Source organism: Cryobacterium sp. Sr3 (assembly GCF_004402835.1).
Classification (GTDB): Bacteria; Actinomycetota; Actinomycetes; order Actinomycetales; family Microbacteriaceae; genus Cryobacterium; species Cryobacterium sandaracinum.
The window spans coordinates 45,095-58,645 of the sequence record NZ_SOFA01000036.1; the positions used below are offsets into that span (position 1 = coordinate 45,095).

Below are 13,551 nucleotides of genomic sequence, written 5' to 3' on the forward strand. Positions count from 1 at the left end.
GATTAACGCCGGCGTGTTGAGCCGTCGTGGTCGCTGATCGACCCGATGATCAGGGCGGCCTGCAGGATGAGGGCCTCACGGGCGCCCGTGGCGTCGTAGCCGATGACCTCTGACACCCGCTTCAGGCGGTAGCGCACGGTGTTCGGGTGTACGAACAGTTCCCGGGCGGTGGCTTCCAGGGAGCGACCGTTGTCCAGGTAGCACCAGAGTGTGGTGAGCAGCTCGGTCGAATGCGCCTGCAGCGGGCGGTAGATCCGGTGGATCAGCGTGGCGCGGGCAAGCGGATCGCCGGCCAGCGCCCGCTCGGGGAGCAGATCGTCCGCCTGTACAGGGCGTGGGGCGTTGCGCCAGGAGCGCGCCACGGCGAAGCCGGCCAAGGCGGCCTTAGCGCTCTTGGACGCGTCGACCAGATTCGGCACCTCGTGGCCGAGCACCAGGTGGCCGGCGCCGAAGCTCGGCTCGAGCTGCACCGCGATCTCCATGAAGCTGAGGGCGGAGGCCGTGCCGATCGCGTCATCCGTCTCGGTCGGCGACGGGTGTGCCCGGCCGATGACCAGGACGAGCCGGTTGCCCTGCACCCCGATCAGAACGTCGGCGGCCATGTGGCGGGCCGAGCGACGCAGCTGGTCGACGTCGAGCATCTTGGGTGTCGTGCCCACGAGCACGCAGACCTCGCCGTGCCCGTGCCAGCCGAGGGCCGCGATCCGGCTGGGCAGTTCGTCGTCGTACTCGCCGCTCAGGATCGAGTCGACGACCAGGGCCTCGAGGCGGACATCCCAGAGGCCGCGTGCCTCGGCTGCCCGGGCATAGACATCCGCCGCGCCGAAGGCGATCTCGCGGGAGTACAGCAGGATGGCCTCCCGCAGGATTTCCCCGCCGTCTTTGACCCGCTCCTCCACCACCTCGACGGTGACGCGGATGAGCTGCAGGGTCTGCTGCAGGCTGATTGAGCGCAGCAGTTCTCGCGGAGCGGCACCGAAAACGTCGGCCGCGATCCAGGGAGTGGACCGCGGGTCGTCAAACCACGAGATGAACGACGTGATCCCGGCCTGGGCGACCAGGCCCACGGCGGAACGCCGCCCGGGCGGCATATCGCCGTACCAGGGCAGCGTGTCCTCGAGACGCTTCAGCGTCGCCGTGGAAAGCTCCCCGGATATCGTTCGCAGCCAGCTGAGCGTCTGTTCCTTCGTCTTCGGTGTGGGTGCCACGGGGGCTGTTAGCTCTCGCCCCCGGCGGAACCGGTAGTTCCCGCCGTTACGTCGTGCAACCGGTACTTCGCGATCGCCTGGCCGACGACGCTGCGGTCGACCTCGCCTCGGCGAGCGAGAAGTTCGAGTGCGCGCACCACCATCGACGGTCCGTCGATCTTGAAGTAGCGGCGGGCCGCCGGGCGGGTGTCGGAGAAACCGAACCCGTCGGCGCCGAGGGTCGCGAAGTCGCCGGGCACGAACTGCCGGATCTGATCGGGCACCGCATGCATGAAGTCGGTGACGGCGATGAACGGTCCGGCGGTGCCGGCCAGCTTCTCCGTCACATAGGGGATCTGCGGCGCGTCGTCCGGGTAGAGGAAGTTGTGTTCCTCGACCGCGATGCCATCGCGACGCAGTTCGGCCCAGGAGGTGACCGACCAGACGTCGGCGGACACTCCCCAGTCCTCGGCCAAAAGGGCCTGGGCCTCGAGCGCCCAGGGCACGGAGACGCCGGAGGCCAACAGCTGCGCCTTCGGACCGGACACATCGGACACGCTGACGCGGTGGATGCCGCGCACGATGCCGTCCACGTCCACGTCGTCGGGCTCGCGCGGCTGCACCTGCGGCTCGTTGTAGACCGTGATGTAGTACATGACGTTGGGGTCGGCGTGCGTTCCTCCGTACATCCGCTCGAGTCCCGACCGCACGATGTGCCCGATCTCGTAGCCGTAGGCCGGGTCGTACGAGACCACGGCGGGGTTCGTCGAGGCCAGCAACGGCGAGTGGCCGTCGGCGTGCTGCAGGCCTTCACCGGTGAGGGTGGTGCGTCCGGCGGTTGCGCCGATCATGAACCCGCGGGTCATCTGATCGCCCGCGGCCCACATGGCGTCGCCCGTGCGCTGGAAGCCGAACATCGAGTAGAAGACGTAGATCGGGATGAGCGGCTCACCCTGCGTTGCGTACGACGTGCCCACGTTGGTGAAAGCAGCCATCGCGCCGGCTTCGTTGATCCCCACGTGCAGGATCTGGCCCTGCGGGCTCTCCTTATACGCCAAAAGCTGCGCGTGGTCGACCGAGGTGTACTGCTGGCCGCTGGGGTTGTAGATCTTGGCGTTCGGGAAGAACGCGTCGATGCCGAAGGTGCGAGCCTCGTCCGGGATGATCGGCACGATGCGGTGTCCGAAGTCCTTGGCGCGCAGCAGTTCCTTGAGCAGCCGTACGAAGGCCATCGTGGTCGCGATCTCCTGCGTGCCGGAACCCTTCTTGGTGGGGGCGTAGGTCGCGTCGCCCGGCAGGGTGATCTGCGTGTACTTGCTGCGACGCTCCGGCACGTACCCGCCGAGCGCGCGGCGGCGCTCATGCAGGTACTGGATCGCCTCATCGTCCTCGTCCGGCTTGAAGTACGGCGGGAGGTAGGGGTTCTCCTCGAGCTGGGCATCCGTGATCGGCATGTGGGTGCTGTCGCGGAACGTCTTGAGGTTGTCGAGGGTGAACTTCTTCATCTGGTGGGTCGCGTTGCGGCCCTCGAAGCTCGGGCCGAGGGCGTAACCCTTGACCGTCTTGGCCAGGATAACGGTCGGCTGGCCCTTGTGCTCGGATGCGGCCTTGAATGCCGCGTAGACCTTGCGGTAGTCGTGGCCACCGCGCTTGAGGTTCCAGATGTCGTCGTCGGTGTAACCCTCGACGAGCTTGAGCGCGCGGGGGTCGCGGCCGAAGAAGTGCTCACGCACGTACGCACCGCTCTCGGCCTTGTACGTCTGGTAGTCGCCGTCGGGGGTGGCGTTCATCAGGTCGCGCAGGGCGCCATCGGTGTCGCGGGAGAGCAGCTCGTCCCACTCGCGACCCCAGACGACCTTGATGACGTTCCAGCCGGCGCCGCGGAAGAAGCTTTCCAGTTCCTGGATGATCTTGCCGTTGCCGCGTACCGGGCCGTCGAGGCGCTGGAGGTTGCAGTTGACGATGAAATTGAGGTTGTCGAGACCCTCGTTGGCGGCAACCTGCAGCTGCCCGCGGCTCTCGACCTCGTCCATCTCGCCGTCGCCGAGAAACGCCCAGACCTGCTGGTCGCTGGCGTCCTTGATCCCGCGGTTGGTGAGGTACCGGTTGGTTTGCGCCTGGTAGATGGCGTTGATCGGGCCGAGTCCCATGGAGACCGTCGGGAACTGCCAAAATTCCGGCATCAGTCGCGGGTGCGGGTAGGAGGACAGCCCGTTGGGGCCGTGGGACTTCTCCTGGCGGAATCCGTCGAGTTGGTCGGTGCTCAGGCGGCCCTCGAGGAAGGCCCGCGCGTAGGTTCCGGGGGAGGCATGGCCCTGGATGAAAATCTGGTCTCCGCCGCCCGGGTGGTCCTGGCCGCGGAAGAAGTGGTTGAAGCCGACCTCGTAGAGGGCAGCGGAGGATGCATAGGTCGAGATGTGGCCGCCGACGGAGATTCCGGGGCGCTGAGCACGGTGCACGAGAACGGCGGCGTTCCAGCGTATCCAGGCGCGGTAGCGGCGCTCGATGTCTTCGTCGCCGGGGAAGTCGGGTTCATTGCCGGCCGCGATGGTATTGATGTAGTCCGTGGTCGGCACCATGGGCACGCCGAGGTGCAGTTCCTTGGAGCGTTTCAGGAGCGTCAGCATGATCTCCCGACCACGCTGGTGACCGTGGGCCGATACGAGCGCGTCCAGCGATTCCGACCATTCGGCGGTTTCCTCCGGGTCCGCATCCGTGCTGTTAACCGAATACGGGTCCTGGTCGTTGACAGTCACACTCGACCTCTCTCTGTTGGGCAGACCATCGAAGCGAACCTGCCAAGTTAGCGGTGCCGGATGACGGTTGGATCACGACCGATGGCACCACGCAAGCCTACAGATTTTGCCTTCGGTTTGTGCGCGGTCGGTGAGCGCCGTTCGGGCCGGGAATCGAGGGTCCCTCGGGACGCTCCTCTTGGTTCCGGCAGAAGGCGGGGCTAGGCTGTGGCGTCGCCTTGCATCGTTCCCGTGGGCGCGCGAAAGGAAGCGCTCCATGGCGTTGGAAAATGACACCCAGGCTCCTGATTTCGAGCTCTTCAACCAGTTCGGCGAGCGGGTGCAGCTCAGCGAGTTCCGCGGGAAGAAGTCGGTCGCCCTGGTCTTCTTCCCCCTCGCGTTCTCCGGAATCTGCAGTGGCGAGTTGTGCGAGCTGCGGGACAATCTGTCGTTGTTCGTCGCCAACGAGGTGGAACTGCTCGGCATCTCGGTCGATTCCCGTCACGCCCTGCGTGCCTGGGGGGAACAGGAACGGTACACCTTCGACCTCCTGGCCGACTTCTGGCCGCACGGTGCGGTCGCTAAGGAATACGGGGTGTTCCTCGAGCAAAAGGGCTTTGCGAACCGGGCCACGTTCTTGATCGACCCTGAGGGGATCATCCGGGCCAGCTTCATCACCGCGCCGGGCGAGCCCCGGTCGCTGGAGGCCTACCGGGCTGCGATCGGCGAACTCCAGCCGGCTTGAACCCGGCCGCGGTCCACCCGGCGCGCAGAATCTGTATGATGGACCACGGCCTTCACCGGCCGTTGCGTCAGGGGCCTTTAGCTCAGTTGGTAGAGCGCCACGTTTACACCGTGGATGTCATCGGTTCGAGCCCGGTAGGGCCCACACATAAACCCCTGATCACGTCCGTTGCGAACGAGCCCCAGCCGAGTGCCACGACAGCTTCCAGGGAGAACACGTGAATCAGCCACGAATGAACGTCGAATCGTTCAACCTCGATCACCGCACGGTTGTCGCACCCTACGTGCGCCTGGCCGATACCAAGATGCTGCCGCAGGGGGACACCATCGTGAAGTACGACGTGCGCTTCACCCAGCCCAACGTCATTCACCTGGAGATGCCGGCAGTGCACTCGATCGAGCACCTCTTCGCCGAGCACTCCCGCAACCATTCCACCCGAGTCATCGACTTCTCGCCGATGGGCTGTCAAACCGGTTTCTACCTCATTCTGCAGGGGCAGCCGGAGTACGCCGAGGTCCTCGAGTTGATCGAGGCCACCATGACCGACATCCTCGGCGCCACCGAGGTGCCCGCCGCCAACGAGGTTCAGTGCGGTTGGGGAGCCAACCACTCGTTGGCAGCCGCCCAGGACGCCGTGAAGGTCTTCCTGGCCGCCCGCGGCGCCTGGGCCACCGTCACCGCATGACGACCGTCGACGCGATCATTCTGGTCGCGATGGAGGAGGAGGCCGCTCCGTTCCTGGCGGCGGCCACCGCTTCCGCGCCGCCGGTCGCCATCGGCAGGGCCCGCCGGCACCGCCTCACCTTGGCCGGGCGTGAAGTGCTGCTCGTGCAGAGCGGCATCGGGCTGGTCAACGCGGCCGGTGGGACGACATCCGCACTCCTCTTTGTGCGCGCCGAGGACCCCGAGGCGTCGCCGCTGGTGATCAGCGCGGGTTCGGCCGGCGGGGTGGGCGCCCAGGTGCGGGTGGGCGAGGTGGTCATCGGGAGCGAATACCTCAACAGCGACGCTGACGCACGCGTCTTCGGGTACGCGCTCGGCCAGGTGCCCGGCATGCCGGCTCGCTACGAGGGCGCGACTGAGGCGCTGCGGGGCGCCGAGTCGGCTGCCCGGATGCCCGACGGATCGGCGCTGGTCGTGCGCCGCGGGCTGCTGGTCTCCAACGACGCCTTCGTGAGCGTGGAGCGCGCAGAGAGCCTCCGCGTGCTGTTCCCCGGGGTTCTCGCCACCGACATGGAATCCGTGGGCGCTGCTCAAACCTGCTTCGCTCATGGCGTACCGTTCGTGGCGGTCCGCGGCATCTCCGACCTGTGCGGACCGGTTGACGATCACCTCACCCACATCGACGACGCGGCCGACCGCTCGGCCGCGGTCGTGCTGGAGATGCTGCGCAGGTTCGCCGACTGACTCGGCCTACGCCCCATCCGGCCGTGACCGATCCTCGGTGCGTGCAAAGGTCGGACGCAGGTTCTTCAATAGCTCTACGGAGCCGGGTTCCGCGCGATACGCTGGAAACGGCGTGACTGAGAAAGTCGCTGCCCGCCGCGGAATAATCGTTGCTTTCCCGCGGAGCCGAGTGGTCGTGAAGGCACCGTTCACACTCACGCGCGAGCGACTTCGATGCGAGTAATTTCGATCCGAGTAACGGATGCCCTGGGGGGTGAACGTCGTCATGTCCCGGTCTGACCGTCAATCGTTCGGCCTCGCCGTCGAGGAGTTGCGCAACGCACACCTGAACAGCACGCACCTGTGTTCGCCGTTCCTGCGGGTGCTGCCCGTCACCGGCGTGGCGATCTCCACCCTCGGCGCACCGTTCGGCGCGAGCGACGTCGAAGGCGTGTTCGCGTTCCCGATGGTCGTCGGAACGTCGGAACGTCGGAACGTCGGAACGTTGGACATCGGAGCGGTTGACCTGTACTCCCGCCGCCCCCGCACTCCCACGCGCGCACGGTCCGCGAGGTAGCGGACGATGTTGTGGCGCGAAGGGTTGATGTTTACTTCAGAATTAGACGGGTATTGAGATGGAATTATGGTGACCAGAACACGTGAAGGTCAGTTGGTTGAGACCTTCGTCACGCTGGCCGACCCGCTTGTCGTCGGGTACGACGTCGTCGACCTGCTGCACACACTCGTAGAGACCTGCGCCACACTCTTCGGGGCGTCCGCGGTCGGGATCATCCTCTCCGCCTACAACGACAACGATCTCGAGGTCGTGGCCTCAACCGACGAACGAAGTCGCCTGATTGAAATATCGCAGCTGCGGGCCGGCAATGGGCCGTGCGTCGAGTGCTACACGACCGGCTACCCGTGGCCATTCCCGACCTCGATGTCCTCGCCCCGGCGTGGCCACGGTTCCGGGCGGGAGCGCTCGAACTTGGCTTCAAGTCGATGCATTCGGTCCCCCTGCGGCTGCGAGCGACGACCATCGGATCGCTCAATGTCTTCTGGGATCGCCTCGGCGGTCTGGGAGCGGGGGACCTGCGCACGGTCCAGGCGCTGGCCGACACCGCCACCATCGGCATTCTTCAGGAACGCGCCATCAGGGAGAGCGGCGTGGCTCGGGCGTAGCTGCAACGCGCGCTCAGTAGCCGCGTTCTGATCGAGCAGGCCAAGGGCGTCGTCGCTTTCACCCACACCGTCGACATGGAAGAGGCCTTCGCGACCCTGCGTCAATATGCCCGCGACAACGGCCAGTGGCTGGTCGAGGTTGCCGAACAGGTTGTGAACCGAACTCTCGACCTGTAAACCCCGCACGGTCTAGAATCGGAATATGCCCCAGACCTTGGCTGCACATGTCCATTTCGTGAACAATCAGGGGTCTACCATGAAGCGTCTATTTCACCCCGGCGGATCGGTCATCACGGGCGATGACCTTGCGGATGCCGTCATGCACTATGCCGAGGCGTTGAGTCTCCGTCCCCAGGTCGATGTCGTCGACATCCCGATCGTCAAAGAGACTGGCCTGCTGGGTCGCATCCAGATCCTGATCGGCGGATCCGGCCGATTGGTCTGCGTTACTGCCGGTTCCGCACGGTCAGAGCTGTTGGAGCCGGAGACGGTGGACACTCTCCGCCATAAGGCCCTGGTCGGCACGGCCTCGGGCCGAGCCTCGTGGACGGGCGACGGGCTGGATTCGCCACAGTTCGACGAGTTCGACTACTGACGTCCTGACCGACGCCGGGACTTTCGGCCCTGTTCTGTCGGATCGGCGCGCGACATCGTAGACCCCGTTCTGCCCGCTGTGACGGGGAGCGGAGGAGGTCGTCGTGGACAACCGTGTTGTAGTGGGCGTCAGCGGTCGGCCGCCGGCTCGGGCTGCGCTCCAGTGGGCGCTCGACTATGCGCGTCCCCGGAGCCTGGAGATCGAGTTGGTGCACGTCGTCGACGCGACCTTCGGCACGACCCCAGCCGGGTTTCTGCACTCGGCCCGCGAGCAGGCCGAACTGCTGCTCGCCCGTGAGGGTGAGGAGGCCCGCAGTGTCGCTCCTGACCTGACTTTTCGCACGACGGTCCTCGAGGGCTCGCCCACCGGGGCCCTCACCGACTGGGCCGTCGGCGCGCAACTCCTCGTCGTGGGCTCGCACGCCCTGGGCCGGTTTCGGGACTATGTCTTCAGCACCCAAGCCGCGCAGATCGCGGCTTACGCCGCCGGTTCCGTCGTCGTCGTGCCCGAGCGGGAGGAACAGCGCGGCACCGGCGTCGTCGTCGGGGTGGACGGTTCCGAGGCATCCCTCGCCGCTGTGACATTCGCCGCGGATCAGGCGGACCGCCCGGGCGAGCGGTTGACGGCGCTGTACTGCTGGAGTGCGCCGGCCCCTTGGACCGAAGAGCGCGCCATGATCGACTGGCCGATGGTGCCCGATGAGGCGGACCGCCTGGTCCTCTCCGAAGCGGTGGTGGGACTGGCCGAACGCTATCCGGACCTGGTGCTCGACCTGCGGCTCGACCTCGGGTTGCCGGTGGACGCACTTGTGTCGGCGGCGACCGGTGCGCGGCTTCTCGTTGTGGGCAGCCACGGTCGCCACGGGTTCGCTCGCTTCTGGCTGGGTTCGGTCAGTCATGTGATCGTTTTGACCATGCCCTGCCCAGTCGCCGTGATCAGGGTCGCCGGCACCGAGACCGGACCGGTTAGCGAACCCGTCTAAGTTATCCACAGCGCTCGCATCGGAGCGTGCGAATCGGAGGGTGTCAGTCGGACCGGGCGATCAGCACAGGCACGTTGATGTTCATCAGGACGTCGTGGGTGACTGAATCGATCACCGACTGGGTCACGGGCCTCGGATGTGAAACTCTGAGCACGGTATGGCAGCCTCGCTGCCGACATCGAGCAGAGCCTCGGCCGGCGGCCGGTGCACCAGCCGGGGATTCACGAACGCGCCGGGGGTCGCGGCAGTCGCGAGCTCCGGGCTCCGCACGCAAAGTCGAGGGCGCATGCACGAGGATGAGTTCGTGGCCAAGGCGGCGCGCCTCCTGGGCGCCGAGAATGACGGCCGAGGTGGATCCCTCGAAACGGTCGACATCCACGACGACTCCGCTTCGGCTGTCTGTGGTCGATTCCGGCACCGCGGCGACGGTGCAGCCGGCCGCCGCGGCGATCTGAACGCTGCGCGAGCCGAGCACGCGTCCGCTCAGGGAACCGGTCTTGTGGGTTCCGACGACCAAAACATCGTCGGATGTCGGCACCGCGGCGAGCGTCCAGGCGGGAGACCCGTGCAGGACGAGCGCGCCGATGTCCAGCCCGGGATGCGTCTTCGCCGCGGTGATCTCCTGCGTGAGCAGACTGCTCGCCCGGCGCTCGGCCTCCCGCGCGTAGTCGGGACCCAGCAGCCCCCACTCATCGTCGACGACGTGCACCAGGACCACGGGCGACCCGTCGAATCCGATGTAGGAGGTGTTCACCGCTTCTTCACACCTTCCGTGGAGTCCGGTCGGGACTCGGCGCGTTCACCGGCCGGGCGGGGGACCACAGCGACCGGGCACGGCAGGTTCATCAGCACGTCGTGGCTGACCGAACCGAGAAAGAGGCTGCCGACGGCACCCCGGCCGTGTGTGCCGACGACGACGAGGGACGCCGTTTGGGAGGCATTCACGAGCACGGATGCCGCGGTGCCCTGTTTCAGAACCTCGGCGATATGCAGCGCCGGATGCGCGTCGCGAACCCTCCTCGTTGCCCCCGACTGGATGCGCGCGTGGGCGTCCCGTATCTCCTCGTAGGGCAGGACGGCACCGTATTCGACGGCCACGGTCGCGGGAATGGTCCAGGCGTGGACGATATCGAGAGGGAGTTTGTAACGCTCGGCTTCGCGGGCCGCGAAGTCAACGGCGACCAGGGCCGTGACGTCGTTCTCCATGCCCACGACGATGTGGCCGCCACGTGCCTGCCAGTTGACGGGGACGACGACGACAGGGCAACGGGCGTGGGCCGCGAGGCGAAGGGGAAGGGTGCCGAAGACCGTCCCGGCGAGAACACCGGTCTTGTTCGTGCCGATGACCAGAAGGTCGGCGGTCGCCGATGCCCGCGCCAGCTCATCGACCGGGACGCCATGGCGGATGTAGCTCGTCTTCCGGCAGGAGGGTGCCACCTGTTCGACCCGTCGAAGGGCTTCCGCGAGCGGGCGCTCGTAGGCAGGCTGACTGGAATAGTCCGATCCCTCAGCGGGGTACCAGCCCAGCTCCACCACTGTGGTGAGTTCGAGTTGCACGGGCGTGCCCTGCATCCGTTCGAGCGTCACGACCCGGTCGAGGGCCCACTCCAGGGCCGCCTTGCTCGCGGCCCCACCGTCAATGGCGACGATCACTTTTTCAACCATGGGTGTGACTCCTGCTCTGGGGTGGAATCGCACCGGACAGTCCGCCCCACGTTATGATCGCAGTGCCTGCCGGACCGGGACAGGGCCGAAGGTCCCGTGCGGGTAGTATCCCCGCTACCAGACGAGAGGCGGTCCTCGGTCATGCCCCACGAAACTATCCCGGTCACCCTGAACGAACGTCCCGAGGCTCGCTCGGAGACAGTGATCGACCTGCCGGCGCACCTGCCCCTCCCGCGCCGGTCGCGGTGGGTGGCCGCATCCGCCGATTTCATCGAGGGTTTGCGGGGCGAGCGAACGGGTGACCCACTGATGTTGCTGGCAGACATCTTCGCGTCGGCTGCGGATGCGGACCTAGTCTGCGTCATCGGGCCGCCTGGTGTTGATTCGGGCGTGGGGGACGGTTTTGTCGTCCACGCGGCTCATGGCAGCGCCATTCGACCGTTGGACGGCCTGGCCTTCCCCGTAGCGGGGAGCCTGTGCGGCCGGGCGATGGCCACCGGCCGGCCGGTCCTCGTCGGCCGGGAAGAGCGCGAGGCTGCGGGCCCCGAGTCGCTCCTGATACTCGGGTCGACCCTGGTGGTCCCGCTGGGCAAAGCCGGGGAAACCGGCCCGCCCGCAGTGGTGCTCACGGCCTCCCGGCCCAGCGGGGCGCCCCCGTTCACTGCCGTGGACCTCGATTCGGCCGTCGATTTCGCCCGACTGGCATATGCGGGCCGCCACCTCGAGCGGAGCAGCACGGACCGGGCGCGTCTGGCGGTGCTCACCGATCGCGACCGGATCGCACGTGAGCTGCACGACCGGGTCATTCAGCGGGTCTTCGCTGTCGGGCTCGCCGTGCGCGCCCTCGGCGGGATGACCGCCGACCCGGTGTTCGGGCGGCGGCTGGCCGACCAGGTGGGAGCGCTCGACGCGGTCATCGCCGACCTCCGCACCGCGATCTTCGGGCTGTCGACGCAGGCGGACCCCGACCGGCACGGGCTTCGCCGCAGCATCGTCGACCTGCTCGACGAGGTCGGACCTCTCTTTGCGCACCCGCCGCGGGTGGTGTTCTCCGGGGCGATCGATCTGCTCGTTTCCACCTCGCTGGCTGATGATGTCGTGGCGGTCGTGCGCGAGGGGCTGACCAACGTGGTCCGGCACTCCGGAACCCGGGAGGCTGAAGTGCGCGTCTCGGTCGCAGCGCACATCCTCACGGTCGAGATCGGCGACACCGGCGTCGGTCTGACCGGCGCAAGTCGGCGCAGCGGCGTCGCTAATCTGGCGGTCAGAGCCGAACGCTGGCAGGGGATGGTGTCGCTGCGCGACCGGGCGCCGCGCGGTGCCGAACTGCGTTGGACGGCGCGCGTGAGCGACGCTTCCGCAGAGACTTCCCGATGACGCGCGTGTTCGTGGTCGACGACCACGACGTCGTCCGTATCGGCCTGGCTGCCCTGATCAACGCCGAAGCTGACCTGGAAGTGGTGGGGGAGGCGGCAACGAGGCGGCAGGCCGTGGCGAGGGTCGCCGCCACCCGGCCGGACGTCGTGGTCCTTGACGTGAGGCTGCCCGACGGAAGCGGCATCGACGCCTGCCGGGACATCCGGCGGAGGGATCCCGGCATCCGGTGCCTGATGCTCACGGCGTTCGACGACGACATGGCCAGCCGCGCCGCCGTCCTGGCTGGGGCGTCCGGCTATGTCTTGAAGGACATCCGCGGTGATCGCCTGGTGCAGGGAATCCGGCGTGTGGCAGGGGGGGAGTCGCTGCTCACCCCGCTGCTGGCCGGACGGGTGGCAACCTCGTTGGGGCTGGACCGAGGCGACCCTGCCGCCCGCGCGCTGACGACGCGGGAACGGCAAGTCCTCGATCTGATCTCCCGGGGCCTCACCAACCGCCAGATCGGCGAGCACCTTGACCTGGCGGAGAAGACGGTGAAGAACTATGTGTCGGGGGTGCTCAGCAAACTCGGCATGGAGCGCCGCACCCAGGCCGCCGTCTTCGGGGTGGAGTTGCAGCGCCAGGAGGGTTCGTCCAATGTTCGAATTCACCCGGCCGCTCCCGGTACGCTGGCCGGATGAAGCCGTTTCGCACTAACCGGGTTGTGCCCGGACCCGGCCAGGAATCGGTCTGGGATTACCCGCGACCGCCTCGCGTGGAGACGAGTGCCGACCGGGTCGTCGTCACCCTCGGTGGCCTGGTCCTGGTCGACACCGACGATGCCGTCCGGGTGCTCGAGACCAGCCATCCGCCGGTCTACTACCTGCCGCGCTCCGCGTTCCGGGCGGGGAGCCTCGAACCGGTGACCGGCCGATCGTACTGCGAGTACAAGGGCGAGGCGTCGTACCTGAGCGTGGTCACCCCGGGGCGTGTGGAGGAGGCGGCCGGGTGGTACTACCCGTCGCCGACGCGGGGCTTCGAGGATCTGGCGAACCGCGTCGCGCTGTACCCCGGACGGATGGACCTCGTTACCGTGAACGGGGAAGCGGTGCTGCCTCAGCCGGGCGACTTCTACGGCGGCTGGATCACCTCCCGGGTCGTCGGACCGTTCAAGGGGGCTCCCGGCACTCTCGGATGGTGACGCCGCCGCGAACCGTCACGAGCCGGCTCAGCGTGGCCCCCATCCTTCTGGCTGCGCTGCTCTGGGGAACGACGGGCACGGCCGCGCACTTCCTGCCCGTCAGCGCCAGCCCGCTGGCGACCAAGGGCAGTCACACGGCTCTGGACACTGTGCACACTGGTGGCTCTGCTCGGCACGATTCTGCTGATCACCGGCCGGCAGTCGGACCAGGCCGCCGGGTCCGCTCCTCTGGGCGTTCTGCTCGGGCTGCTCGCGCGATCGGGCCCATGTTCGCCGCCTATCTGCTCTTCGGCCGCGGCCCGCGCACGGTCTGCGGCAGCACGGCGACCAGCCTCACCCTGGTCGAACCTCTCGTGGCTACGCTGCTGGCGGTCCTGATCGTCGGCGAGCGGTTGCCACCGTCCGGCTGGGCCGGGCTCGGGCTGGTTCTGGTGGCGGTGACCGCGCTTGCAGTTCCTCGGAATTCCGGTCAACCGTCGTCAGGAGGGCGCACCGCCTCGTCACCGGTAGGCTGACG

General features: G+C 67.4%; 16 protein-coding genes and 1 tRNA gene. 13 read left to right on the forward strand and 4 right to left on the reverse strand.

Translation table 11 applies throughout. From position 1 onward, the window contains the following. Positions 1-2: 2 nt before the first annotated feature. Both E3N94_RS10610 and aceE read right to left on the reverse strand, forming a co-directional pair. Positions 3-1,208, reverse strand: coding sequence for a helix-turn-helix domain-containing protein (locus E3N94_RS10610; protein WP_104101895.1), 1,206 nt, complete (start codon positions 1,206-1,208; stop codon positions 3-5). Positions 1,209-1,216: 8 nt separating this feature from the next. Continuing rightward, the gene (gene aceE / locus E3N94_RS10615; RefSeq protein ID WP_104101897.1) at positions 1,217-3,943 is read right to left on the reverse strand and encodes a pyruvate dehydrogenase (acetyl-transferring), homodimeric type; all 2,727 of its coding nucleotides are present in this window, start codon (positions 3,941-3,943) and stop codon (positions 1,217-1,219) included. A gap of 256 nt (positions 3,944-4,199) precedes the next feature. Between aceE and E3N94_RS10620 the strand changes: the two genes are divergently transcribed. The 9 genes from E3N94_RS10620 (at position 4,200) to E3N94_RS10655 (ending at position 8,812) form a co-directional block, all read left to right on the forward strand. After that, complete coding sequence (locus E3N94_RS10620; protein ID WP_104101900.1) at positions 4,200-4,667, forward strand: peroxiredoxin; 468 nt, start codon at positions 4,200-4,202, stop codon at positions 4,665-4,667. A 71-nt stretch (positions 4,668-4,738) separates the two neighbouring features. Further along, positions 4,739-4,811: transfer RNA gene (locus tag E3N94_RS10625), tRNA-Val, on the forward strand. An 88-nt stretch (positions 4,812-4,899) separates the two neighbouring features. Beyond that, the gene (locus E3N94_RS10630; protein WP_134415022.1) at positions 4,900-5,352 is read left to right on the forward strand and encodes an S-ribosylhomocysteine lyase; all 453 of its coding nucleotides are present in this window, start codon (positions 4,900-4,902) and stop codon (positions 5,350-5,352) included. Next, positions 5,349-6,074 carry a 5'-methylthioadenosine/S-adenosylhomocysteine nucleosidase gene (gene mtnN / locus E3N94_RS10635; protein WP_104101904.1) on the forward strand — a complete coding sequence of 242 codons (726 nt, stop codon included), beginning with the start codon at positions 5,349-5,351 and terminating at the stop codon, positions 6,072-6,074. The genes E3N94_RS10630 and mtnN overlap by 4 nt, the downstream gene beginning before the upstream one ends. Positions 6,075-6,327: 253 nt before the next feature. Then, positions 6,328-6,630, forward strand: a complete 303-nt coding sequence (locus tag E3N94_RS10640; RefSeq protein ID WP_134570210.1) for a hypothetical protein — start codon at positions 6,328-6,330, stop codon at positions 6,628-6,630. A gap of 344 nt (positions 6,631-6,974) precedes the next feature. Then, positions 6,975-7,235, forward strand: coding sequence for a GAF domain-containing protein (locus E3N94_RS17225; RefSeq protein ID WP_241986036.1), 261 nt, complete (start codon positions 6,975-6,977; stop codon positions 7,233-7,235). Between the two features lie 30 nt (positions 7,236-7,265). Further along, a complete protein-coding gene (locus E3N94_RS17230; protein ID WP_233191471.1) occupies positions 7,266-7,412 on the forward strand; it encodes an ANTAR domain-containing protein in 147 nt (48 codons plus the stop codon). A 79-nt stretch (positions 7,413-7,491) separates the two neighbouring features. Then, a complete protein-coding gene (locus tag E3N94_RS10650) occupies positions 7,492-7,830 on the forward strand; it encodes a hypothetical protein (RefSeq protein ID WP_134342915.1) in 339 nt (112 codons plus the stop codon). Positions 7,831-7,933: 103 nt separating this feature from the next. Continuing rightward, a complete protein-coding gene (locus E3N94_RS10655) occupies positions 7,934-8,812 on the forward strand; it encodes a universal stress protein (protein ID WP_134342914.1) in 879 nt (292 codons plus the stop codon). A gap of 43 nt (positions 8,813-8,855) precedes the next feature. Here the strand turns inward: E3N94_RS10655 and E3N94_RS10660 are convergent, their stop codons facing one another. Further along, the gene (locus E3N94_RS10660; protein WP_134570211.1) at positions 8,856-9,566 is read right to left on the reverse strand and encodes a universal stress protein; all 711 of its coding nucleotides are present in this window, start codon (positions 9,564-9,566) and stop codon (positions 8,856-8,858) included. Then, on the reverse strand, positions 9,563-10,477 hold the full coding sequence (locus tag E3N94_RS10665; protein WP_104101921.1) for a universal stress protein: 915 nt from the start codon (positions 10,475-10,477) through the stop codon (positions 9,563-9,565). The genes E3N94_RS10660 and E3N94_RS10665 overlap by 4 nt, the downstream gene beginning before the upstream one ends. A 141-nt stretch (positions 10,478-10,618) precedes the next feature. Here E3N94_RS10665 and E3N94_RS10670 point away from each other — a divergent pair, with 141 nt between their 5' ends. From E3N94_RS10670 to E3N94_RS10685, 4 genes are read left to right on the forward strand one after another with little or no spacing between them, the layout of a single operon-like run. Further along, positions 10,619-11,854 (forward strand): histidine kinase, encoded by a 1,236-nt coding sequence (locus tag E3N94_RS10670; RefSeq protein WP_134570212.1) that lies wholly within the window; start codon positions 10,619-10,621, stop codon positions 11,852-11,854. Beyond that, positions 11,851-12,534, forward strand: a complete 684-nt coding sequence (locus E3N94_RS10675) for a response regulator transcription factor (protein ID WP_134570213.1) — start codon at positions 11,851-11,853, stop codon at positions 12,532-12,534. Before E3N94_RS10670 ends, E3N94_RS10675 begins: the two co-directional genes overlap by 4 nt. After that, positions 12,531-13,034, forward strand: coding sequence for a DUF427 domain-containing protein (locus E3N94_RS10680; RefSeq protein ID WP_104101929.1), 504 nt, complete (start codon positions 12,531-12,533; stop codon positions 13,032-13,034). Before E3N94_RS10675 ends, E3N94_RS10680 begins: the two co-directional genes overlap by 4 nt. Beyond that, on the forward strand, positions 13,031-13,549 hold the full coding sequence (locus tag E3N94_RS10685) for a DMT family transporter (RefSeq protein ID WP_241987109.1): 519 nt from the start codon (positions 13,031-13,033) through the stop codon (positions 13,547-13,549). Before E3N94_RS10680 ends, E3N94_RS10685 begins: the two co-directional genes overlap by 4 nt. Positions 13,550-13,551 lie beyond the last annotated feature (2 nt).